Genomic DNA, 24,292 nt, shown 5'->3' with positions numbered 1-24,292 from the left:
AAATTTTTTCCTATTTTAATAAGCTCAAAAAGTCTGAAACTGGATCATTTGGAACCATTTGAGCAGTAAGTTTTACACCTTTTTCCGCCAATTTGTGGAAATCTTCTACGTCTTTATCTACAACGTTGATTGAACGTGTGATAGAACGAGTTTCTGGTGTTTGAGACATGTTGCCGACATTGACTGTTTCAAGCGGTACGCCTGCTTCAACCAAACCAAGGAAACGGTCAGGTTTGCGTGCTACAATCAAGAGACGTTGGCTGTCATATTTGCCAGCAAGGATATTGGCTGCAGCTTTATCAACCGGCAAGATACTAAGTTTTACACCTGGTGGTGTTGCAAGTTTCAATCCGCTCTTCTCAACGTCATTGTTCACAACCTCATTGTCAACGACCATGATGCGTGAAACATTGAGTTTAGCAGACCAAAGATTGGCTACTTGTCCGTGGATCAAACGTCCATCGATACGGCATCCTACAATTGTCATAAGTTTTCCCCCTTTATGTGTTTTAGTGTAGGTTTACGAGTTAAATGTATGTGTTCTTTATAATCCCCTTCAGTTTCAAAGATAATGATACGGTTAGCACCTTCTTTGAGATAGCTGTGTGGAATATAAAGTGATAAGGTTGGACCAACATTCCAGAAACGGCCTAGATTACGGCCATTGACATAGGCAATCCCTTTGCCAAACTCAGATAAGTCTAAGTAGGTATCCTTTGGCACCTCAACTTCAAAGTCGTAGGCGTAAAAGGCAGGTTGTCCTTCTGTCCATCCTTTTGAGAAATCAATCTTTTCAGGATTATCTAGTGGAAGCGGATAGTGTTCCCAATTCAGCATAAAGTGTAGGTCTTTGCAGACACCTGTACGAATCCCTTTTCGTTGTGTATCTGCTAGGAACTTATGCCCGTAATTGACACGCCCCATATTTTCAATAAGGATGTCAAAACGAGAGAGCGCTTTCTTTTCTCCTTGATAGAAGATATCTTCTCCAATTTCAGTTTGGTACTGAGTTGCGACCCATTTCTCATCTACGAACAGCTGAGCTCTATCGCGTCCATCAATGATGCGGATGCGTTCTTCCTCTGCGTCCCAACTAGCTTCTGTACGATAGAGAAGGTAGCCGTAGCTTTGTCCCAACTCTTCCATTTTCTTAGGATAGAGACTTTCAGTTGGAGTTGTTAAACTATCTAAGGTTTCAAATAGAGAAACTTTCTCAACCAATGGAATGTTTTCAACTTCCATGCTTTCTTTGTAAAGCGGTTCTAATTGTGGATACTCAGGATAATAAGTAGCCATCATTTCTTTAACTGCCATGTATTTAGCAGTTGGATTGCCAGCTTCATTAAGGAGAGCGTCATAATCATAAGATGTTACTTGTGGTAAATCAATAGTTCCTCGAGCTGAACAACCATTCATAAAACCAAAGTTAGTTCCACCGTGGAACATATAAAGGTTGATAGAGCCTTGCTCTAGCACCTCATGTACGGCTTCTGCTAACTCCTCTGGCTCACGCGTGATGACTGGTTCTTTCCATCGGTTAAACCATCCATCCCAGAATTCCATACACATGAGTGGCCATTTCTTGTCATACTCATCAAAGAACTCTTGCATTTGCGAGAAGTTAAAGTTTGCTTTTGAACCAAAGTTCCCTGTCACAAAGAGATCATCTTCAATCAAGGTACCAGCTTTCAGAGTTGCTCGCCATGGACCATCAGATGTAAAGAGCGGACAAGTCACTGAACGTTCTTCCATCAATCGGCGAATCTCACGCAAGTAGGTTTTGTCCTCACCGTATGAACCGTACTCATTTTCAACCTGCATCATGAGGATGTTACCACCATTATCCAACAATCTTGAAACAAGACGTGGAAGTAAATGATCATAGTAACGTCCTACCATTTCAACAAAGGCTGAATCAGAGGAACGGATTCGCATGTCTTTATTTAAAAGCCATGCTGGTAAACCACCGAATTCCCACTCTGCACAGATAAAGGGAGATGGTCGAACAATAGCATACAAGCCTAAGTCCTGAGCTGTCTGAAGAAATTTTTCAATATCAAGATTGCCTTCAAAATTGAAGTTTCCTTCAGTTGGCTCATGCAAATTCCAAGCGATATATGTTTCAACAGTGTTAAAACCTAAAGCCTTGAGATTGTACAATGAATGATACCAGTCTTCTTCAGGAATTCTAAAATAATGAATGGCACCAGATAAGATTTTGAATGGTTCCCCATCTAGGTAAAAATCATCCTCAATTTTAAATCTTGTCATTTTACCACCTCATACTTTTCGTTTGCGCTTTCATTTGTTGTTATATTAAATGATAAACTAATGAATCCATCTTGTCAATAGATTTTTCGAAAATTATTTAAAATTTTTCTTTTTTTTACTGAATTGTTTTCTAAAATTCTTATAAAAAAAATTTTTTTCTTAAATATTCTTGATCCAGATAGCATAAATATATAAGTTTATAACCTCAAATAATATGTAAGTCAATCACTTAGAATATTATTTTATTTTTTTACATTATTTACTATCATTTTCAAACCATTTATGATAAAATCAAAGATGGAGAAGGAAAAAATGAGGTGAAAATATGGCAATTCCAAAGTATCAATATATCAAAGATGAATTGAAAAACAAAATCATTTCAGGTCAATTTGCAAGTGGCGACAAGTTCTACACTGAAGCAGAATTGATTGCAATGTATGACGTAAGTTCAATCACTGTTGTTCGCGCCTTAAACGACCTTGCTAAAGACGGTTATATTGTCCGCCAACAAGGAAAGGGAACCTTTGTGGCTCGCGCTCGCAAGCACAAACTCGTAGAATTTTCTGATGTAGAAATTTTTGAAACCAAGGACGATAAAGTCACTGTTCTTTCCATTGAACGCGGTAACGATCTTAACTACTTAGAAAAATTAGGATTGCGTGGCGATCAATTTTATTACAAAATCGAACGTATCCGTGAATCTAACGGTGTTACTTATATCTACCACACATCTTATATCCCTGAACAATACATCAATGCAAACTATCCAAATCTTGAATACTATAGTTCTATCTATAATCGTTTCAAATTGGACTACCACATTCACATGAATGACGAGCATTTTGAAGAAATCAATGAAATTGTATTTCCAACTCCAGAACATGCTGCTTCTATCCTAGGAGTCGACTCTCAGTTCCCAACTGTTCTCCAAACCAAGACAACTAAACTTGAGTCAACTGGCCAAGTGTTGGAATACATTGAAACTTACAAACGTTCTGATTTCTATAATATTAAATTTATCTCATGTGATCGCGATCACTAAACATTAAAAAGTCTGAGACAATTGTTTCAGGCTTTTCTGTTTTTCATTATAGCACGCCAGCTTTTAGTAGGAAATATCAAATGGCTTTAAACTATAATTTGGAGAAATTTTACTAAAAACAGAGTAAAGATTGAAAAGCAGTTCAAATTAAATAACTTCTTATATTTTTTATAGGTATTTTATTAAAATACTTGACTTTACTAGATTCAGATAATACAATGAAATCAGTTTGTGAAAACGCTACCAAAACAATAAATTAGGAGGTTATTTAATGAAACCAGAAAATAAACAGCGTTTCTCTATTCGTAAATACGCAATCGGAGCAGCTTCTGTCTTGATCGGCTTTGCCTTTCATGCGCAAGCTGTTGCCGCTGATGGAGTCGTACCTACTACAACAGAGAATCAACCTACTATCCAAGCCGCAGGAGAATCGTCTCCACAGGCCAGCGAAGAAAAACTTGAAACTAGTCCTACACCAGAAGCCGTAGCTCCTGCAGCTCCAGTGACACCTGTAACAAACACTGAAGCACCAAAAGTTGAAGCTACTCCTGCTCCTATCGTAGAAAAAACTGTTACAACCGAAGAAACTCCAGCAAAACCAGAAGTAACTGAAGAAGCTAAGCAGCCAGAACCAGAAAAGGCAGAAAACAAAGAAGTTGCTAAAGTTGAAGCTCCTGTAGTCGCTACAGAGAGAGCAGCTCAAGTCAATGAAAAACTGGCTAAAAAGAAAATCGTTTCAATCGATGCAGGGCGTAAATACTTCTCTCCTGAACAACTGAAAGAAATCATCGACAAAGCCAAACACTATGGCTATACTGATCTTCATCTCCTAGTCGGAAATGATGGTTTGCGTTTTATGCTAGATGATATGTCCTTAACTGTAGGAGACAAGACTTATGCGAGCGACGATGTCAAACGCGCTGTTGAAAACGGAACAAACGCCTACTACAACGATCCAAACGGCAATCATCTAACTGAAAGCCAAATGACCGACTTGATTAACTATGCTAAAGATAAAGGTATTGGACTTATCCCATCTGTTAACAGTCCTGGTCACATGGACGCTATCCTTAATGCCATGAAAGAACTGGGTATTGAAAAGCCTAACTTTAACTATTTTGGTAAAGAATCAGCACGTACTGTCGACCTTGACAATGAAAAAGCAGTTGCCTTCACAAAAGCTTTGATTGATAAGTATGCAGGCTACTTTGCTGGTAAATCTGAAATCTTCAACATCGGTTTGGATGAGTACGCTAACGATGCTACGGATGCTAAAGGATGGAGCGTACTTCAAGCCTATAAATGGTATCCAGAAGATGGATTCCCAGACAAGGGCTATGACAAATTCATCGCCTATGCTAATGACCTAGCTCGTATCGTCAAATCTCACGGTCTAAAACCTATGGCCTTCAACGACGGTATCTACTATAATAGCGATACAAGTTTTGGTACCTTTGACAAGGACATCATCGTCTCTATGTGGACTGGTGGCTGGGGCGGTTACGATGTCGCTTCTTCTAAATTACTAGCTGAAAAAGGACACGAAATCCTCAATACTAACGATGCTTGGTACTACGTTCTCGGCCGTAATGCTGACGGGCAAGGTTGGTACAACCTCGATCAAGGATTGAACGGTATTAAGAGCACACCGATTACTTCTGTACCAAAAACAGAAGGAGCTGACGTTCCTATTATCGGTGGTATGGTAGCTGCTTGGGCTGATACTCCATCTGCTCGCTACTCTCCATCTCGTCTATTCAAGCTTATGCGTCAATTCGCAAATTCAAATGCGGAATATTTCGCTGCTGACTACGAGTCTGCTGAACAAGCTCTTAAAGAAGTGCCAACTGATCTTAGTCGCTATACAGAAGAAAGTGTTGCCGCAGTTAAAGAGGCTGAAAAAGCCATTCGTTCTCTTGATAGCAACCTTAGCCGTGCTGAACAAGATAGCATTGACCAAGCAATCGCAAAACTCCAAGAAGCTGTTGGTAACTTGACCTTCACTCCAGAAGCTCAAAAAGAAGAGGACGCTAAACGCGAAGTTGAAAAACTAGCTAAGAACAAGGTTATCTCTATCGATGCTGGTCGTAAATACTTTACTCTTGATCAACTTAAACGTATCGTTGACAAGGCTAGTGAGCTCGGCTACTCTGACCTCCACTTGCTCCTTGGAAATGATGGACTTCGCTTCCTCTTGGATGATATGACGATCACTGCAAACGGCAAGACCTATGCTAGTGACGATGTGAAAAATGCCATCATTGAAGGAACAAAATCTTACTACGATGATCCTAATGGAACTACTTTGAACCAAGCTGAAATTACTGAACTTATCCAGTATGCTAAAGATAGAGGCATTGGAATTATCCCTGCTATCAACAGCCCTGGCCACATGGATGCTATGCTTGTCGCTATGGAAAAACTAGGCATCGCAAACCCTCAAGCTAACTTTGACAAGGTTTCAAAAACAACCATGGATCTTGAAAACGAAGAAGCAATGAACTTTACGAAAGCCCTTATCGGCAAGTACATGGACTTCTTTGCAGGCAAAACTAAGATCTTTAACTATGGTACAGATGAGTATGCCAATGATGCTACCAACGCTCAAGGTTGGTACTACCTCAAGTGGTATGGCCTCTATGGTAAGTTTGCGGATTATGCTAATAGCCTAGCTGCCATGGCTAAAGAAAAAGGTCTTCAACCAATGGCCTTTAACGACGGTTTCTACTACGAAGACAAGGATGATGTTGAGTTTGATAAAGACGTTATCATCTCTTACTGGTCTAAAGGATGGTGGGGTTACAACCTTGCATCTCCTCAATACCTAGCAAGTAAGGGGTACAAATTCCTTAACACGAATGGAGATTGGTACTACATTCTCGGTCAAAAACCAGAAGATGGTGGTGGCTTCCTCAAAAAAGCTATTGAAAATACTGAAAAAACTCCATTTAACCAGCTAGCTTCAACTAAATACCCTGAAGTTGACCTACCTACTATTGGTAGTATGCTAGCTATCTGGGCTGATAGACCAAGCGCTGAATACAAGGAAGAAGAAATCTTTGAACTTATAACTGCTTTTGCAGATCACAACAAAGACTACTTCCGTGCTGACTACAAAGCACTACGCGAAGAACTTGCTCAAATCCCTGAAAACTTAGAAGGATATAGCACAGAAAGTCTCGACGCTCTCAAGGTTGCTAAAGACGCTCTTAACTACAACCTCAACCGTAATAAGCAAACTGAGTTGGATGCACTTGTAGCTAACCTTAAAGCTGCTAGAATTGGTCTTAAACCAGCCGCAACTCACTCAGGAAGTCTTGATGAAAGCGAAACTCCTGCTGCTGTTGAAAACCGACCAGAGCTTCTCGTTAAGACAGAAGAAATTCCTTTTGAAATCGTTAAGAAAGACAATCCTAACCTCCCAGCAGGACAAGAAAAAGTCATCACTGTCGGTGTCAAAGGAGAACGTACAAATTACCTTTCTGTCGTGACTGAAAATGGTATGGAAACCGAAACAGTTCTTGAAGACAAAGTCACAAAAGAACCTATCACTCAAGTGGTAGAAGTTGGAACTCCAGTCACTCACGTAGGAGACGAAGAAGGAGTTGCTCCTGTTGCAGATGCAAAACCACGTGTTGTCATCGAGGACGAAGAAATTCCATTTACAACCATCACTCGCGAGACTCCTTCGCTACCTAAGGGACAAACTCGTCTAGTAACTGCAGGTGTGAACGGTCGTCGCAGCTACTTCTATTCTGTAACTACGGCTACTGATGGAACTGAAGTTAAAACTCTAATAAGCAGTGAAGTAAACCTAGAACCTATCACCCAAGTGGTAGAGGTGGGGAACCCTGTCACTCACCTTGGTGATGAAAAAGGACAAGCTACTATTGCTGAAAACAAACCAAGAGTTGACATCCAAAATGAAGAAATTCCATTTACAACCATCACTCGTGAAACTAATCAATTACCTAAAGGACAATCTCGTATCGTGACTGAAGGTGTAAACGGCCGTCGTAGCCATTTCTACTCTGTGACTACTGCTGCTGACGGAACTGAAGTTAAAACATTGGTTACAACTGTCGTAGCGCAAGAACCTGTCGCTCAAGTGATTGAAGTGGGGAACCCTGTCACTCATGTTGGTGATGAACATGGGCAAGCTGCTATTGCTGAAAACAAACCAAGAGTTGACATCCAAAATGAAGAAATTCCATTTACAACCATCACTCGTGAAACTAATCAATTACCTAAAGGACAATCTCGTATCGTGACTGAAGGTGTAAACGGTCGTCGTAGTCATTTCTATTCTGTAACTACGGCTGCAGACGGAACTGAAGTTAGAACATTGGTTACAAGTGTCGTAGCGCAAGAACCTGTTGCTCAAGTGATTGAAGTGGGGAACCCTGTCACTCATGTTGGTGATGAACATGGACAAGCTGCTATCGCCGAAGAAAAACCAACACTAGAAATCCCAAGCGAGCCAGCTCCAGCAACTGTTCCTGCTGAGGAAAACAAAGCACTTCCTCAGGGTCCAGCTCCTGTTGCAAAAGAAAATAAACTTCCTGAGACAGGAAGCCAAGGTTCAGAATGGTTGATTGCTACTGGTCTTATGTCAGCTCTCACAGCTTATGGACTTAGCAAGAAAAAAGATTAAAGATGAATCTTTTGATATAAGATAAAAAGCGGGACTTAAGTCTCGCTTTTTTGTGTTGAATATAAGTACTGTTTTACTTGTGAACCTATCACAGCATATTAGTCACCGAGTCCGAGGCGGTCAAAGATATCATCCACTCGTTTGGTGTAGTATACAGGGTTGAAGATTTCGTCGATTTCTTCTTGAGTGAGGCGAGAAGTTACCTCTGGATCTGCTTCTAGAAGTGGTTTGAAGTCAACTTGGTTATCCCAAGAGTAGGCTGTTTTTGGTTGTACCAAGTCATAGGCTTGCTCACGGGTCATACCTTTCTCAATCAAGGTCAACATGGCACGTTGGCTAAAGATAAGACCAAAAGTCGAGTTCATGTTGCGGATCATGTTTTCAGGGAAAACCGTCAAGTTCTTGACGATATTTCCAAAACGGTTGAGCATGTAGTCAATCAAGATGGTCGTATCTGGCGTGATGATACGCTCAGCTGATGAGTGAGAGATATCACGTTCATGCCAAAGGGCTACGTTTTCATAAGCTGTTACCATGTGACCACGAATGACACGCGCAAGACCTGTCATGTTTTCAGAACCGATAGGGTTGCGTTTGTGAGGCATAGCTGAAGACCCTTTTTGCCCTTTAGCAAAGAACTCTTCTACTTCGCGTTGCTCAGATTTTTGAAGACCACGGATTTCCGTTGCCATACGCTCGATAGAAGTTGCGATGCTAGCAAGAACTGCAAAGTACTCAGCGTGAAGGTCACGAGGAAGCACCTGTGTAGAGATTTCTTGAGCACGGATACCAAGCTTGTCGCAGACGTATTTTTCAACAAATGGTGGAATGTTGGCAAAGTTACCAACCGCACCAGAGATTTTACCAGCTTCCACACCAGCAGCCGCATGCTCGAAACGCTCGATGTTGCGTTTCATTTCGCTATACCAAGTTGCCAATTTAAGACCAAAAGTTGTCGGCTCAGCGTGCACACCGTGGGTACGACCCATCATAATGGTGAACTTGTGCTCCTTAGCCTTGTCAGCGATGATGTTGGTGAAGTTTTCTAGGTCACGACGGATGATGTCGTTGGCCTGCTTGTAAAGGTAACCGTAGGCAGTATCCACCACGTCAGTAGAAGTCAAACCATAGTGGACCCACTTGCGCTCTTCACCAAGAGTCTCAGAAACCGCACGTGTGAAGGCCACCACATCGTGACGAGTCTCCTGCTCGATTTCCAAAATACGGTCGATGTCAAAGTCCGCTTTCTCACGAATCAAAGCCACATCTTCCTTAGGGATTTCCCCTAACTCAGCCCATGCCTCGTCAGCCAAGATTTCCACCTCAAGCCAAGCACGGTATTTATTTTCTTCAGTCCAAATGTTCGCCATTTCGGGGCGAGAGTAACGTTCGATCATGTTGTTTCTCCTTAATCTTTTGGTGTATATAAATCTTTATAGAATTTGTCATTAAAAGATTTAAATTTATTGTCTTGACTATCTAGTTTTCCCCTAAAATAAATATACTTAGGTTCTTTATCTATTAAATCAGCAATATTTCTTGTATTAGAACGTTTTTGTATCTGCTCTAAACTTGAATATATATTCGGATAGTTAGAGCTTATAAATTGTATCTGTAGTATTTTTTTATTAAAACTTGCAATAGAAACTTGAGCTAGACCGTAAAATATCTTTTGTTTATCCTTCACAAGAGGTTTTTTAATATCAACAAAATATTCATCCAGAGAAAGTAATTCATTTTCTATTCTGATATTTTTTAAACTTTTATCAATTTGCGGATCTTTATAAAGCTCTACAAACGTTGCCACAGCAGAAAGTTGTCTATCATGAACTTGTTTTCTATAAATATTTGTTCTAGAGAAAGTTATCGAATGCTCTGTAGTATCAAGTGAAGCAACACTTTTTTTACCATTTACCTTCGCTTTACTCAATGACTTCTTAACAGATATTATTCCACTATCTGAAATTGTTCCTTTAGCCCCTAAAACTTCCTTATTCACCTGTTCCTTAAATTCTTGTGGGGATATGCAAGTACAACCTTCAACATGTAGTTCGTCATTATGAGATGGTTTAAAATAAAACCTTTTCCCACCTCTTCTTTTCCAGTTTGTACATGTTAAAGGAATTTCACAATTATTATCAATACACCTAAATTGTTTTTCAGAATTCAATCTTCCTTCAAGGGAATATTTTTGCGCCTCAAGTGCACTAATGGTCTCACTCAATTCTAAACTATACGCTCGTTCAACCACAACCTACCCCATCCTTTCAATTCTTTTACTGATAATACTTTCCATCTATCTTCAACCTATTTTTTATTTGCTCAATAAAAGGCTTAAGACGTCTATACGCTAATTTGCCAAGCTCTAACTCATATTTAATTTCTTTCCTTTGTTCAGCAATCAAGTGGATTCCATTTCTATAACTATAAATCTCAATTATTTCTGCTGGCAAATCTATTACACTATCTTCCCTATGAATTTTACCAATTAAGTTCAATTTCTCAGCTGTTCGACATTTATCATCAAATCGAATCGAAGTCTTTTGTTTTTTCTTTCTCTTATAATATATAGTGTGTATTTCTTTACCATCATGAGATAATTCAGCTTGTAATTTCTCCTTCTTATTTTGTGGAATACATATACTGGTAGGTACATTATCTTGATGAGTTAAATCTTCATACTCAGGAGTATCTGAATAATAGGTATTTAAAACATACTCTAACACCGCTTCATAGATAGATGCATAAGAGAGAATTTGACTCCTAATTTGAAATCTTAAATGTATATCAGTTGCTTCTAGTCCCTCATATAATTTATAAGCGTATCTAACAGATTGAAATTCCTCTATAATCCGTTTTTTTAAATCAGAATCTTGTATAAAATCAAATTCTTCTTCATACCAATCTTCTTTAGGTAGGTGACTTTCACAATATTTTTGAATTTCTTCTTGACTACTTTTTGGTAATGGCATAATAACTCTTTAAAACTCCTCTACTTCATCCGGCACATCACTAAACAAAGTCACGTGTCCCATCTTGCGATTCTGCTTTGCTTCTATTTTACCATACAGGTGGAGGTGGGCGCTTGGATTTTCTGTGACATATTTTTCAGCGGCCTCGACATGCTGGCCGAGGACATTGAGCATGACGGCTGGGGCATGCAGATGGATAGCTGGCAATGGTGCTCCCAGAACACCTAAAATATGGGTATCAAACTGGGAGAAGTCGCAGGCTTCGATAGAGTAGTGGCCTGAGTTGTGTGGACGTGGCGCAATTTCATTGACAATGATGTCATCAGCAGTCGCAAACATTTCCACGCAAAGGGTGCCAGATAGGTGCAGTTGTTCAGCAATTCGCACCGCCATGGCTTTGGCCTTGTCAGCTAGACTGTCAGAAATACGGGCAGGAACGATAGTTTTAGATAGGATGTTGTTGCGGTGGATATTTTCCTGAACTGGGAAAACCGTCACATCCTTACCATTCCCAGACACAATGACAGAAATCTCCAAGTCGAAATTGACAAATTCTTCCAAAACGCAGTCTGCTGAATCTGCTAATGCATAGGCTTCTACCAAGTCTGCTTCTGAGCGAATGACCTTTTGTCCATGCCCATCGTAGCCACCTGTCGCAGTCTTGAGGACATAGTTTTTCGATAGGTCAATATCTGCCAAATCTTGGCTTGAGGTCACAACCTTATAAGGTGCCACGGTGACTTGGGCCTTATTTGAGAGAAAGTCCTTTTCAAAAATACGGTTTTGAGAAATGCGAAGCAGATCTGTCCCTTGTGGGAGCTGTCCTTCTTTGATAACGGCGTCAAGGCCATCAGCATCCACATTTTCAAACTCATAGGTGAGGACATCGCAACGCTCAGCCAACTGACGGAGGGCATCCACATCGGTATAAGGTGCCACGATGATTTCCGCCACGCGAGAGGCCGGGCAATCCGCAGCAGGATCAAGTGCAATGACCTTGTGACCCATGTAAATAGCAGAAATGGCCATCATCTGACCAAGCTGACCGCCACCGATAATTCCGATTGTTTTAGATGAGCTCATTTGTAGACTCCTCTGCGATTTTTCCTTGTTCTTCTGCGAAATCTGCCAAAGCTGTCGCGATAGCCTGATCCTCTACTGACAAGAGACGGAGGGCAAAGAGGGCAGCGTTAGTCGCACCTGCTTCACCGATAGCCATGGTTGCGACTGGCACACCACCTGGCATCTGAACGATAGAGTAGAGCGAGTCCACGCCACTAAGAGCACGTGTTTTGACTGGTACACCAATGACAGGCAGAGTGGTTTTGGCAGCTACCATACCTGGCAAGTGAGCAGCGCCACCCGCACCTGCGATAATGACCTTTATGCCACGGCTACGTGCTTCTTCGGCATGTTTGAACATGAGGTCAGGCGTCCGATGGGCGGAAACAACTTTCTTTTCGTAAGCGACGCCGAAGCGGTCTAGAACTTCTGCTGTTTTTTGCATGGTTGCCCAGTCGGATTTTGAGCCCATGATGATGGAAATAATTGGTTTAGTCATAATTTTTCCTTTTTCTTCTTTTTTGATAATGGTCTTAGGTGGTGGGGACGGAAGCAAACCTTCGGTTTCATTCCTAAAATTTGAGCCTAAGGTCTCAAATTTTCCCTAGACCAGAACAGATACTGTTCTGGTCTTTTCACCACGGCGACCATTGTCGTGTTTGGCGACTGCGTCGCCTTTTCTTATATCTTTATCTAATTGCCTTGCTTCCGATATCGGTTCGGTAGAAGAGGCCTTCTGTGTTTTGGTTGTTGAGTTCCTTGTAGATAATGTTTTGGCCGTCTTTAACGGTATCTGCTGTTGTGACGAGAATATAGACACGTCCGCCGTTTGAGATGAGACCTTGGCCGTTTTCAGCGAATTTGGCACCGGCATAGTAAGTGATGATGTCGCCTTCTGTCTTGGTAGGAAGCTTGACACCTTTCTCATAAGCGAGTGGATAACCGTTTGATGCTACAACCACACCTAGTGTCACACCCTTATCCGTCCAAGTAATAGCTGGCTCTTTACCATCTAAAATGTCAGTGATGTTTTGTGCAAAATCTGATGTCAAGCGAGGCAAGATGATTTGCGTTTCAGGATCTCCAAAACGAGCGTTAAACTCGATAACTTTGGGTCCATCAGCTGTCAAAATAAGACCTGCGTAAAGGACACCAAGATACGGACGGCCTTCTTTGATCATACCTTCAAGAACTGGCTTGATAATAGTCTCCACTGCCGTATCAACTACATTCTGTGGTAAGTGTGGAACTGGCGCATAGGCACCCATCCCACCAGTGTTAGGCCCCTTGTCGTTATCATAGGCACGTTTGTGGTCCTGAGCTGTTGGCATGATGTAGAACTTGTCACCATTGACAAAGGCAAAAAGTGAAAATTCCTCTCCTGCAAGAAACTCCTCGATAACCACACGCGCACCTGAGTCACCGAATTTATTGTCCAAGAGCATCTCGTGAGCAGCTTCGACTGCTTGCTCGACTGTCTCCGCAACGACAACACCTTTCCCAAGGGCCAAACCGTCTGCCTTGACTACGATTGGAGCGCCTTTTTCTTCGATATAGGCCTTGGCTTCCTCGAAATCTGAGAAGGTCCCATAGGCTGCTGTCGGAACATCATATTTGACCATGATTTCTTTAGCAAAATCCTTAGACCACTCCAGCTCAGCCGAAGCTTTAGTCGGACCAAAAGCCTTGAGACCTGCTGCATTGAAATCATCCACGATTCCGGATGCAAGGGCATCATCTGGCCCGATAAAGGACCAAGCTATATCGTTGGCTTTTGCAAACTCAATCAATTTAGAATGTTCGGAAATAGAGATATCCACCAATTCCAGACCATCCAGAGTCATCCCGTCATTTCCAGGAACTACAAAGACTTTTTCAACGTCTTTTGACTCAAGCAACTTCTTAGCAATGGCATGTTCACGACCACCCGAGCCGACAACTAACAGCTTCATCTTTCAACCTCTTTTGCGAATTATTTACCAATATTATACCATAAACGTTCGTTTTAATCTTGTTTCGTTTCGCTTTTAAAGTAAAAAAAGGAAAGAAACTGTTTTCTTCCCTTTTATTTTCTTAATGTCTAAAATGTCTCACGCCTGTGAAGACCATGGTCAAGCCGTATTTATCAGCAGCTTCGATGGATTCTTGGTCACGGACGGATCCACCAGGCTGGATGATGGCCTTAATACCTGCTTTGGCGATTTCTTCCACGTTATCCGCAAATGGGAAGAAGGCATCTGAAGCAAGGACAGCGCCCTCAAGACGGTCTTTAGCTTGGTCAATAGCAATACGGACAGAAGCCACACGGTTGGTTTGACCAGGACCAACACCAAGTGTCATGTGGTCATTGGTTACGATAATCCCATTTGATTTGACGTATTTAATAGCTTTCCATGCAAACTCAAGGGCCGTCGCTTCTGTCTCAGTTGGTTGGCGTTTAGTCACCACTTGCCAGTCAGCTGGGCTTTCTTTGACCACGTCTTGGTTTTGAACGAGGAGACCACCAACAACACCAGTGTATTCTGCTTCTACTTCGCTAGCGTCTTGAGCATCAAATGGCAAGGCAAGGATCCGCAAGTTTTTCTTTTTGTTGGTCAAAATAGCTAGCGCTTCATCCGTATAGCTTGGTGCGATGATGATTTCAAGGAAAACGCCGTGCATCTTCTCAGCTGTCGCAGCATCTACTTCACGGTTGAGAACGACAATACCACCAAAGATAGACACTGGATCAGACTCATAAGCGTAATCCCAAGCAGTTTCGATATCGTCAGCTTGACCAATCCCACATGGGTTCATATGTTTGAGAGCCACAACAGTTGGACGATCTTTGAAGTCACGGATGATACGGATAGCGGCATCAGCATCACGGATATTGTTGAAGGACAATTCTTTACCGTTAAGCTGCTTCGCTGAAGCAATTGAGTAAGCAGTTGGCAAACCCTTTTGGTAGAAGTCTGCATCTTGTTGAGGATTTTCACCGTAACGCATTGGTTGCTTAAGGTCATAAGTCAATGTGAATTTTTCAGGTTTTTCTTCACCCACTTGAGCAGTGAAGTATTCTGCAATCAAGGCATCATAGGCTGCTGTGTGACGGAATACTTTTGCTGCCAAACGTTGGCGAGTTTCGTAAGATGTTTCGCCGTTTGCTGCCAATTCGTCCAAAACAACCGCATAGTCAGCAGGATCTACCACAACTGTGACGCTAGCGTGGTTCTTTGCTGCAGAACGAAGCATGGATGGACCACCGATATCGATGTTTTCAACTGCGTCAGCGTAAGTCACGTCTGGTTTAAGAATCGTTTCCTTAAATGGGTAAAGGTTGACCACAACAAGGTCGATCAACTCAATCTTATTGTCCTTAGCAGCCTCTAGGTGGCTATCCAAGTCACGACGAGCGAGGAGACCACCGTGGATATTTGGGTGGAGAGTCTTCACACGACCATCCATCATTTCTGGGAAACCAGTCACATCGTCAATGGCGATAGTATCCACCCCAGCATTATCAAGAGCAACCTTGGTCCCACCTGTCGAGATGATATCCCAACCGAGTTTTTTGAGTTCTTGGGCAAATTCTACAATGCCCGCTTTATCTGAGACACTAATTAGTGCACGTTTTGTCATTTTTCTTCCTTTCCTTGAATCAAGAGGCTCTTTCACATCAGTTAAACTAGAGACTGACGATTATAGTCTGTAAGCTGATTTCCCAGTTCTTGCAACAATTTCTTGACCTCAAGCCTACTGGTTTCACTTTCGTAAACACTTCGCAGTTCGGCATCTGTCGCACCAATCAAGGTTACAAATTCCACTTTTCCATGCGGAGTATCAATGGTATCAGCTAAATCATCAGCAGCAGTCAAAAATCCTGTCAGATTAGACTTCTGCTGGGCATCGATTCCCTCTGTCTGCTTGGTATAAATGTATTCTTCTGGCAATATGTTTTAAAAATATATCTTGCCACATACTGTAGCAAACCACAACCATTTTTTATTTCTTCTTCGTCATTATTTGATTTCTTTAACTTAAAAGTCAATTCAATCCCATAACCACTGTATTCAGGGTCTTCGCTTTCTTTTGTATATAATTCTGACAAACCGTAGCTAACAAAATGCCAAAATTCTCCTGCATCATAAACACTAATACCATCAAGCGGATCTGGCCCACCTAACATATACTTGATAACCGTTCCATAATGAAGAGGATTTGGCTGATCAGGGTATATACGATTAAACTCTGCATCAATAGCTTCCCACCCTGGTGCACTATCATCTGTATTTTCAGATTCAACAACAATCTTGTCTTCATCTTTAATCGGTTTTTCTTCGCCAGAAGATTTTTTCTTAAAAAAATCAAACAACCCCATAAACTTCTCCTTAGCTGATGGCTTTTAGCCCTGCTACAAAATCATCTCTGATTTCCTGCTTGCTTCCTCTCCACTCCCAAACTATCCAAGACTTCTGGATAAAGTTTGTACTCTGTTTCGTGGATGCGAGTTTCGAAAGTATCCAGGGTATCCCCTTCAAGGCGTGGTACACGAACCTGTTTGATGACCTTACCGGTATCAACACCAGAGTCCACCCAGTGAATAGTCACGCCAGACTGGTCAACGCCTGCATTCCAAGCATCCTCAATACCATGAGCACCTGGGAATTCAGGGAGATAGGCTGGGTGAATATTGATGATACGGCCTTCATAAGCTGCTAGCAAGGTTGGACCGACGATTTTCATGTAGCCTGCAAGACAAACCAAGTCAATCTGGTGTTCATCCAAGAGTTCGACAATGGCTCCTTCATAGTCTGCCTTGTTCTCAAACTCTTTAAGTTCAAAGGCATAGGTTAAAATACCAAGATTCTCTGAACGCTCAAGTACATAGGCATCCCTATGATCTGAAAAGACAAATTCTACTGGAAATTGTTCCGCAATCACCTGAAAGTTTGAGCCGTTACCAGAGGCAAAAACAGCAATTTTTTTAGACATTATTTAATCACCACACTTGCATCTGTCTTCTTCACAATACGACCGATTTCATAAACAGGTTCGTCAAGAAGTTCTTTGACACGTTCCACATTCTCTGGTTTAACCGCAAGCATGAGACCAATACCCATGTTGAAGATTTCAAACATTTCTTCATGTTTGATTTGGCCATATTTTTCAAGGGCTTTGAAAATTGGAAGAACAGGAACCTTGCTTTCATCAATTTCAGCAGCCAAGTCATCTGAGAACATACGTGGTACATTTTCAATGAAACCACCACCTGTGATGTGGGCAATCCCGTTAACCAATTCTTCTTTGATCAGTGGCAATGCTGCTTTGACGTAGATACGAGTTGGTTCCAAAAGAACATCTTTGAGTTTCTTGCCTTCCAATTCTGGGAGAACTTCTTCACCTGTATAGTCCGCAAAGACACGACGCACGAGTGAATAACCATTTGAGTGGATACCACTTGAAGCAAGTCCGAGAAGAACATCACCTTCTGCTACTTTTGAACCGTCAATAATTTGAGATTTTTCAGCCACACCGACTGCAAAACCAGCCAAATCGTAGTCATCTTCGCCATACATACCAGGCATTTCAGCTGTTTCCCCACCGATGAGGGCAGCGCCTGCCTGCACACAACCTTCTGCCACACCAGCAACCACTTGTTCTAGCTTAGCTGGTTCATTCTTTCCAGTAGCGACGTAGTCAAGGAAATAGAGGGGCTCCGCACCTGCAGCGATGATATCATTGACACACATAGCCACACAGTCTTGGCCAATCGTATCGTGTTTGTCGTACTTGATAGCCAGCATGAGCTTGGTTCCGACTCCGTCCGTCCCTGAAATCAAAACTGGCTCTTTGACACCTGTTTTTGAAAGGTCAAACATGCCACCGAAACCACCAAGAGCTCCCATAACACCCGCACGCTCTGTACGTGCTACGTGTTTTTTAATCCGTTCAACAACTTCATAACCTGCTTCAACGTCCACACCCGATTGGGCATACGCATTTTTATTTGTCATTTGTTTATTCCTCTTCCTTTCCTTCAATGGGGAATTTTATTTGTAAAAACTCGTTTTTTCTTCCAAACTTCTACGATATTCTTCTTCATAGTCATAGAGAGGAGTTGGATAGTTCCCATCAAAGTAAGCCACACAGAGACCGCCATTTGGTGCATCTGTTTCAATCCCAATAGAGTTTATCAAGCCATCAATAGAAAGATAAGTCAGACTATCCGCACCAATGATTTGGCAAGTTTCCTCAACGGTATGATTAGCCGCAATCAACTCCTGACGTGTCTGGATATCAATTCCGTAGAAACATGGATAGGCAAGAGCAGGACTACCAATGGCAACGTGTACTTCTGATGCTCCTGCTTCTTTCAAGAGTTGGACAATGCGACGTGATGTTGTTCCACGTACGATAGAGTCATCAATCATGACCACACGTTTTCCTTTGACGACACCAGAAACGGCAGACAGTTTCATACGAACTCCTTGCTCGCGCAATTCTTGAGTCGGCTGGATAAAGGTCCGTTGCGTATATTGGTTCTTGATGAGACCCATTTCATTTGGCAGACCTGATTCTTCCGCAAAGCCCATCGCTGCGCTGAGTGAGGAATTTGGTACCCCAACTACAATATCAGCTTCGTGCTTGAACTCACGTGCCAATTGAGCTCCCATTCTCTTACGAGCCGTATGAACATTAACACCATGGATGTTGGAGTCAGGACGGGCAAAGTAGATGTACTCCATGGAACAGATTGCCAGTTGAGTATCGTTTGTATAACTGTCATACTGGATGCCATTGTCATCAATAATAACAATCTCGCCTGGTTTCACATCGCGAATCCACTCAGCACCGATGACTTCAAAGGCACAGGTTTCAGATGAAACCACTACTGCTCCATTGGCCATTTTCCCGATTGACAGAGGACGGAAACCATTTGGATCCAGCGCTGCAATCAGCTTATCCTCAAACATCAAGAGATAAGCAAAACCACCTTTGACAAGACTGAGCGCTTCCTTGATTTTCCCCATCAGGTTTGGATTGTGGCTACGGCGAATCAAGTGAGCCAAGATTTCTGAATCAGAAGTCGAGCTAAAGATTGCTCCTCTTTGTTCCAATTCTTGCTTGAGTGATTCTGCATTGGTCAGATTCCCATTATGAGCCAAACCAAACTGCATGTCATGAAAACGGAAAAGGAAAGGTTGGATATTGTCTACAGAAGCTTCTCCCGCAGTCGCATAACGCACGTGTCCAATCGCTCCAGTTCCTGTCAATTTATCCAAATTAGCAGGATTTTTGAAGACTTCTGATAAAAGCCCCATATCACGATGACGCTTCAATTGTCCATGGTCATTAGAGAGGATTCCTGCCCCCTCCTGACCACGGTGCTGAAGACTATGGAGTCCAAAATAGGTCAATTTGGCAGCGTCTGGGTGACCCCAGATACCAAAAACACCACATTCTTCATTAAGAGATTTTACTTCGTATGTCATTTTATATACCTAATTTTCATTTCTGCATCATTCCTTAGCGATACTAGAGCGGAATGATACGGTAGAAGCTCGTTTCACTCGCAACAATAAATCATTTGCAATTATCGCAAGTTACATCTACTTGATTTTACATTCACTGATGGTTATCTATTAAAAAATCTGCAAATCTTACTTCCCAGTAAAGTATTTCACAGCTGATGCAAAGAGGTGCTGGTCTTTATTTCCTGGAATATTTTGGAAGAGACCATCTTCGAAACGTTCTGAGTGACCCATCTTACCAATAATTTGACCGTTCTTACTTGTAATACCTTCGATAGCATTGACAGATCCGTTAGGATTGTATTTTGAATCCATGCTTGGTTTCCCTTCGAAGTCAACATATTGGGTAAAGATTTGACCATTGTCACGAAGCTCTGCAAATTCCTCAGCTGTCACGACAAATTTACCTTCACCATGTGATACTGGAATGGCATGGATGTCACCAACTTCTACTCCGGCAAGCCATGGTGAGTTAGTATTGGCAATACGTGTTTCCACCATCTTAGCCACGTGTTGGTTGGCATCATTGTAGAATAGAGTTGGACTCGTGCTACTTGCATCTTCAAAGTTACCATATGGAAGAAGACCAGATTTAACAAGGGCTTGGAATCCGTTACAGATACCGATAATCAAACCACCACGTTCGATGAAACTATCAATGGCTACACGTACTTTTTCATTGAGCAAGATGTTCACGATAAATTTAGCTGATCCATCTGGTTCATCGGCTGCTGAGAAACCACCTGCAAAGAAGATAATGTTAGCTTTTTCGATATTGTCAACCATAGTGTCAACAGACTTGACAATAGCTTCTTCATTAAGTGTTACAAATGGTACCAAGTTGACTTTGGCACCTTCTTTTTCAAAGGCCTTTGCTGAATCGTACTCAGAGTTAGTACCTGGGAATACTGGGATGTAAACTACTGGTTTTTCAACTGTTTCTTTAGCTTTAATCACAGCATCTGATGCCACAGCAGGTACTTCTTCCAACTCAGTTGCTTGTGCAAATTCCGTTGGGTAAACTTCTTCCAATTTACCTTGGAAGGCACTGTCAAGTTTGTGTCCATCAAGTGTTACACCATTGACAGTAAGTGTAAAGTCAGCTACTGTTTGTCCAATCTTGGCAACACCTGCAATTTCTTCAGGAGATGTGAAGACGAATCCACCCAATTGAGCTGTCAAGCTAGTGTCAAAGTCAGCTAATTCAACGTTTGCACCAATATGGTTACCAAATGTTGCAAGGGCAAGAGCTTCAACCACACCACCATATTTAACAGCTGATGCAGATGTGACTTTATGGTCAGCTTGGATGGCTTCAAATTGAGCAAAGTTAGACTTGATAAGATCAAAATCAATTTCTTGTGCCAAAGATTGACCTGGAATATAGTAAATATTTTCACCAACAGCCTTAAATTCTGGAGATAGGACCTTACGGCTATCTGCTGTTGTCACACCAAAAGCAACCAAGGTTGGTGGTACTGTCAATTCTTCAAAGGTACCAGACATAGAGTCTTTACCACCGATAGATGGCAAACCAAGTTGAATCTGAGCTTCAATGGATCCAAGGAGAGCAGCCACTGGTTGACCAAAACGCTCTGCTTGTTTATCCATTCGCTCGAAGTATTCTTGATAAGAGAAACGAGCCTTAGACCATTTTGCACCAGCAGCAACCAAACGAGCAGTTGCTTCGATGACCGCATAAGCCGCACCATGGTATGGAGACCATTCTGCTACATAAGGGTTGAATCCTTGCGCCATGACAGAAGCAGTTGTTGTCACACCATGTTGAACTGGCAATTTCTGTACAGAAGCTTCCGTTGGTGTGATTTGGTAGCGACCACCGAGTGGATGATTAACTGTTGAACGACCAACTGAGCTATCAAAGATGGTTTGTAAACCTTTTTGACTGGCATGGTTAAGGTCAGCCAAGACTTCAAGAGTATCAGCTTCAAGGGTTTCAGCAGATGTTTGACGTTCTTCTGGAAGCTTGACATCCTTGTCAACCACCTTAGCATCTACAACCACACGTACACCGTTTGTATCAAGGAAACGACGTTCCAAATCAACGATTGTTTCACCATTCCAGTGCATGACAAGATTTGGTTTTTCAGTTACTGTCGCAACGACAACAGCATCAATATTTTCTTTGTTACATTCAGCAACGAAGGCATCTACATCTTCTGGACGAACCACTACGGCCATACGTTCTTGAGATTCAGAGATAGCAATTTCGGTACCGTTCAAGCCTTGGTATTTCAATGGCACTTTGTCTAAATCAATTTCAAGACCATCTGCCAATTCACCGATAGCCACACAGACACCACCAGCACCAAAATCATTTGATTTCTTGATCAGACGTGTCACATCCCCATTACGGAAAAGACGTTGAATCTTACGTTCTTCGATGGCATTCCCTTTTTGAACCTCAGCACCAGCTGTTTCAACAGATTCAACCGTTTGAACTTTAGAAGAACCTGTCGCACCACCGACACCGTCACGTCCAGTTTTACCACCGAGCAAGATAATCACATCACCTGCTTCAGGTTTTTCACGGACCACATTTTCCTTAGGAGCTGCACCGACAACGGCACCTAGCTCCATACGCTTAGCAACGAAACCTGGGTGGAAGTATTCACGAACATAAGTTGTTGCAAGACCAATTTGGTTACCGTATGAAGAATAACCGTGAGCCGCTGTTTTAGAAATCACTTGTTGTGGCAATTTACCAGGACGAGTTTCAGCAATCGGAGCTGTAATATCACCAGCACCTGAAATACGCATGGCTTGGTAAACGTATGAACGACCTGACAATGGGTCACGAATGGCACCACCGATACAAGTAGCCGCTCCACCAAATGGTTCAATCTCCGTTGGATGGTTATGGGTTTCGTTCTTGAACATAAGAAGCCATGGTTCTTTGACACCATTGACATCCACTTCAATTTCAACTGAGCAGGCATTGATTTCATCAGACACTTCCATGTCATCCAAACGACCATTGGCACGCTCATAACGTCCAAAAATAGTCGCCATATCCATCAAGGTTTGAGGTTTTTCTGTACGTCCCAACTCATCACGCATGGCAATATATTTGTCGTAAGTCGCTTGCAATTGTTTTTCAAATTTAGAAGCTGAGAAATCGATGGTTTTCAACTCAGTCTCGAAAGTTGTATGACGGCAGTGGTCAGACCAGTAAGTATCCAAAACCTTCAACTCAGTCTCAGTTGGCACACGTCCAATAGATTTGAAGTAATCTTGAATGAAGAGAAGGTCATCCACTTCCATTGCCAATCCTTGATTAGCTTTATACTGTGCAAAATCTTCTGCCGTATAAGTTTCAAAGAAATCCAAGCTTGGAATGGTCTTGTCAGACTCAGAGAAATCCTGTTTAGCAATACCAAGAGTGATATCTTTGAAACGAGAATCCACTGGGTTCAAGAGGTAGTTTTTGACAGCTTCCAACTCATTCGCATCAATATCCTTGTTAACCAAGTACAATTGTGCTGTGTTCACCGTTACATCATTTGAACTACCAAGCAACAGCAAAGCTTCTTGTGAAGATGCCGCACGTTGGTCAAATTGACCAGGCAAGCTTTCGATAGCAAAGAAAGCATACTTCTCAAGATCAGCCTTAACCGCAGCCTCGTCCAAAACAGTATCAGTCACTTGCTCAGAGAAGATATGTTTTTCTGCACGCGCAAACAAGTCCTCTGCCAAACCAAAAACATCGTAAACTTGAACAATCCGAAGATCCTTCAAAGTTTTCAACTGAAGATTATGCTGTAATTCTTTTACTAAAGAGTGAGATTTCACACGAAAATCAGCTTTTTTCTCAACGAAAATACGTTTATCCATTTTATTTCCTTTATTTCTATTCAAATAGGTTATCGAAGACGAAGGTTTTCCGTTTCAAACAAGTTACTTCAAGCCTTGCAATTTCTCTAACACAACCTTATAAACATCTGTCAAACTGCCTAAATCTCTACGAAAAACATCCTTGTCCATATGGTGCCCTTCCGCATCCCAAAGACGGCAGTTGTCTGGTGAGAATTCGTCTGCCAAGATGATCTTGCCATCCTTATCAAAGCCAAATTCCAATTTGAAGTCAATCAACCGAAGACCAATTTGTGCAAACCAATCTTTCAGCAATTCATTGATACGACGCGTTTCTTCCTTGATATAAGCAATTTGCTCATCATTGGCAATATCCAAGAACTTGACATGCTCATCATTGATAAATGGATCGTCCAAATCATCGTTCTTGTAGTAAAATTCAACGATTGGAGTCTCCAAGTCCAAACCTTCTTCCACACCAAAACGTTTTGAGAAAGAACCTGCAGTTACGTTACGAAGCACAACCTCCAAAGGAATGATTGTCACTTTTTTATTCAATTGTTCTGTGTCAGAAATACGTTCGATAAAGTGTGTCGCCACACCAGCAGCATTCAATTTTTCAAAAATAAGAGACGAAATCTGATTATTTAACACACCTTTACCCTCAATGGTCTCTTTGCGAGCTCCATTCAGCATGGTTGCCTGGTCCTTGTAGACCGACTTAATCACATTTTCGTCTTCTGTAGTATAGATATCTTTAGCTTTTCCCGTATAAATAAGTTTACTGGACATTTTCTTGTTCGCCTTTCGTATTACTTTACATCATTCTAACACAACAGACACTAAAAATCAAATATTTCACGAACTATATTTGATATCATATCTGAAAAAGTACAGAAAAATCGCAAACGAATTTTCATTTGCGATTTTCTAAGATTGATTT

The 24,292-nt window shown here is 41.8% G+C and carries 16 protein-coding genes and 1 pseudogene; 2 read left to right on the top strand and 15 right to left on the bottom strand.

Translation table 11 applies throughout. The annotated features are described in order from the left end of the window. Nucleotides 1-10: 10 nt before the first annotated feature. Together RQ973_RS00945 and RQ973_RS00940 are read right to left on the bottom strand one after the other, a co-directional pair. Nucleotides 11-487 (bottom strand): PTS system mannose/fructose/N-acetylgalactosamine-transporter subunit IIB, encoded by a 477-nt coding sequence (locus tag RQ973_RS00945; RefSeq protein ID WP_075230737.1) that lies wholly within the window; start codon nt 485-487, stop codon nt 11-13. Next, nucleotides 484-2,271 carry a beta-galactosidase gene (locus RQ973_RS00940; protein ID WP_311522438.1) on the bottom strand — a complete coding sequence of 596 codons (1,788 nt, stop codon included), beginning with the start codon at nt 2,269-2,271 and terminating at the stop codon, nt 484-486. Before RQ973_RS00940 ends, RQ973_RS00945 begins: the two co-directional genes overlap by 4 nt. Nucleotides 2,272-2,596: 325 nt before the next feature. Here RQ973_RS00940 and RQ973_RS00935 point away from each other — a divergent pair, with 325 nt between their 5' ends. Both RQ973_RS00935 and RQ973_RS00930 read left to right on the top strand, forming a co-directional pair. Further along, on the top strand, nt 2,597-3,313 hold the full coding sequence (locus RQ973_RS00935) for a GntR family transcriptional regulator (RefSeq protein WP_311522436.1): 717 nt from the start codon (nt 2,597-2,599) through the stop codon (nt 3,311-3,313). Between the two features lie 271 nt (nt 3,314-3,584). Next, nucleotides 3,585-7,967 carry a G5 domain-containing protein gene (locus tag RQ973_RS00930; protein ID WP_311522435.1) on the top strand — a complete coding sequence of 1,461 codons (4,383 nt, stop codon included), beginning with the start codon at nt 3,585-3,587 and terminating at the stop codon, nt 7,965-7,967. 98 nt (nt 7,968-8,065) lie between these two features. Here RQ973_RS00930 and purB read toward each other — a convergent pair whose 3' ends face one another. The 13 genes and pseudogenes from purB to purC all read right to left on the bottom strand — a co-directional run bounded on the left by purB (nt 8,066) and on the right by purC (nt 24,141). Next, on the bottom strand, nt 8,066-9,364 hold the full coding sequence (purB, locus tag RQ973_RS00925) for an adenylosuccinate lyase (protein WP_311522434.1): 1,299 nt from the start codon (nt 9,362-9,364) through the stop codon (nt 8,066-8,068). A gap of 11 nt (nt 9,365-9,375) precedes the next feature. Further along, nucleotides 9,376-10,218, bottom strand: a complete 843-nt coding sequence (locus RQ973_RS00920; RefSeq protein ID WP_311522433.1) for a hypothetical protein — start codon at nt 10,216-10,218, stop codon at nt 9,376-9,378. A gap of 25 nt (nt 10,219-10,243) precedes the next feature. Continuing rightward, nucleotides 10,244-10,939: a hypothetical protein gene (locus RQ973_RS00915; protein WP_311522432.1), complete on the bottom strand. Its 696-nt coding sequence runs from the start codon at nt 10,937-10,939 to the stop codon at nt 10,244-10,246. A 9-nt stretch (nt 10,940-10,948) separates the two neighbouring features. Continuing rightward, entirely contained in the window at nt 10,949-12,022 is a 1,074-nt protein-coding gene (purK, locus tag RQ973_RS00910) for a 5-(carboxyamino)imidazole ribonucleotide synthase (protein ID WP_311522430.1), read from the bottom strand. Then, entirely contained in the window at nt 12,009-12,500 is a 492-nt protein-coding gene (purE, locus tag RQ973_RS00905; protein WP_311522428.1) for a 5-(carboxyamino)imidazole ribonucleotide mutase, read from the bottom strand. The genes purK and purE overlap by 14 nt, the downstream gene beginning before the upstream one ends. A 190-nt stretch (nt 12,501-12,690) precedes the next feature. Then, nucleotides 12,691-13,953 carry a phosphoribosylamine--glycine ligase gene (gene purD / locus RQ973_RS00900; RefSeq protein WP_311522427.1) on the bottom strand — a complete coding sequence of 421 codons (1,263 nt, stop codon included), beginning with the start codon at nt 13,951-13,953 and terminating at the stop codon, nt 12,691-12,693. A gap of 121 nt (nt 13,954-14,074) precedes the next feature. Continuing rightward, nucleotides 14,075-15,622 (bottom strand): bifunctional phosphoribosylaminoimidazolecarboxamide formyltransferase/IMP cyclohydrolase, encoded by a 1,548-nt coding sequence (gene purH, locus RQ973_RS00895; protein ID WP_311522426.1) that lies wholly within the window; start codon nt 15,620-15,622, stop codon nt 14,075-14,077. Nucleotides 15,623-15,663: 41 nt separating this feature from the next. Continuing rightward, nucleotides 15,664-16,361: pseudogene (locus RQ973_RS00890) on the bottom strand (suppressor of fused domain protein). 41 nt (nt 16,362-16,402) lie between these two features. Beyond that, nucleotides 16,403-16,975 (bottom strand): phosphoribosylglycinamide formyltransferase, encoded by a 573-nt coding sequence (gene purN / locus RQ973_RS00885; RefSeq protein WP_311522425.1) that lies wholly within the window; start codon nt 16,973-16,975, stop codon nt 16,403-16,405. Further along, nucleotides 16,975-17,997, bottom strand: a complete 1,023-nt coding sequence (gene purM, locus RQ973_RS00880) for a phosphoribosylformylglycinamidine cyclo-ligase (RefSeq protein ID WP_036756560.1) — start codon at nt 17,995-17,997, stop codon at nt 16,975-16,977. Before purM ends, purN begins: the two co-directional genes overlap by 1 nt. A gap of 36 nt (nt 17,998-18,033) precedes the next feature. Further along, nucleotides 18,034-19,476 carry an amidophosphoribosyltransferase gene (gene purF, locus RQ973_RS00875; protein WP_311522422.1) on the bottom strand — a complete coding sequence of 481 codons (1,443 nt, stop codon included), beginning with the start codon at nt 19,474-19,476 and terminating at the stop codon, nt 18,034-18,036. 168 nt (nt 19,477-19,644) lie between these two features. Further along, a complete protein-coding gene (locus RQ973_RS00870; RefSeq protein WP_311522421.1) occupies nt 19,645-23,370 on the bottom strand; it encodes a phosphoribosylformylglycinamidine synthase in 3,726 nt (1,241 codons plus the stop codon). Nucleotides 23,371-23,433: 63 nt separating this feature from the next. Further along, on the bottom strand, nt 23,434-24,141 hold the full coding sequence (purC, locus tag RQ973_RS00865) for a phosphoribosylaminoimidazolesuccinocarboxamide synthase (RefSeq protein WP_000095682.1): 708 nt from the start codon (nt 24,139-24,141) through the stop codon (nt 23,434-23,436). Between the last annotated feature and the right edge of the window lie 151 nt (nt 24,142-24,292).

The organism is uncultured Streptococcus sp. (assembly GCF_963511325.1).
Lineage (GTDB): Bacteria > Bacillota > Bacilli > Lactobacillales > Streptococcaceae > Streptococcus.
The sequence above is the reverse complement of the archived record's forward strand: the minus strand, read 5'-3'. Positions and strand labels throughout refer to the sequence as shown.

Excerpts from the sequence above, each read along its gene's own strand:
- purF (WP_311522422.1), bottom strand. The coding sequence starts at position 19,476 with ATGACATACGAAGTAAAATCTCTTAATGAAGAATGTGGTGTTTTTGGT.
- purD (WP_311522427.1), bottom strand. The coding sequence starts at position 13,953 with ATGAAGCTGTTAGTTGTCGGCTCGGGTGGTCGTGAACATGCCATTGCT.
- purN (WP_311522425.1), bottom strand. The coding sequence starts at position 16,975 with ATGTCTAAAAAAATTGCTGTTTTTGCCTCTGGTAACGGCTCAAACTTT.
- purK (WP_311522430.1), bottom strand. The coding sequence starts at position 12,022 with ATGAGCTCATCTAAAACAATCGGAATTATCGGTGGCGGTCAGCTTGGT.
- RQ973_RS00945 (WP_075230737.1), bottom strand. The coding sequence starts at position 487 with ATGACAATTGTAGGATGCCGTATCGATGGACGTTTGATCCACGGACAA.
- purE (WP_311522428.1), bottom strand. The coding sequence starts at position 12,500 with ATGACTAAACCAATTATTTCCATCATCATGGGCTCAAAATCCGACTGG.
- RQ973_RS00930 (WP_311522435.1), top strand. The coding sequence starts at position 3,585 with ATGAAACCAGAAAATAAACAGCGTTTCTCTATTCGTAAATACGCAATC.
- RQ973_RS00940 (WP_311522438.1), bottom strand. The coding sequence starts at position 2,271 with ATGACAAGATTTAAAATTGAGGATGATTTTTACCTAGATGGGGAACCA.
- RQ973_RS00870 (WP_311522421.1), bottom strand. The coding sequence starts at position 23,370 with ATGGATAAACGTATTTTCGTTGAGAAAAAAGCTGATTTTCGTGTGAAA.
- RQ973_RS00935 (WP_311522436.1), top strand. The coding sequence starts at position 2,597 with ATGGCAATTCCAAAGTATCAATATATCAAAGATGAATTGAAAAACAAA.
- purM (WP_036756560.1), bottom strand. The coding sequence starts at position 17,997 with ATGACAAATAAAAATGCGTATGCCCAATCGGGTGTGGACGTTGAAGCA.
- RQ973_RS00915 (WP_311522432.1), bottom strand. The coding sequence starts at position 10,939 with ATGCCATTACCAAAAAGTAGTCAAGAAGAAATTCAAAAATATTGTGAA.
- purB (WP_311522434.1), bottom strand. The coding sequence starts at position 9,364 with ATGATCGAACGTTACTCTCGCCCCGAAATGGCGAACATTTGGACTGAA.
- purC (WP_000095682.1), bottom strand. The coding sequence starts at position 24,141 with ATGTCCAGTAAACTTATTTATACGGGAAAAGCTAAAGATATCTATACT.
- purH (WP_311522426.1), bottom strand. The coding sequence starts at position 15,622 with ATGACAAAACGTGCACTAATTAGTGTCTCAGATAAAGCGGGCATTGTA.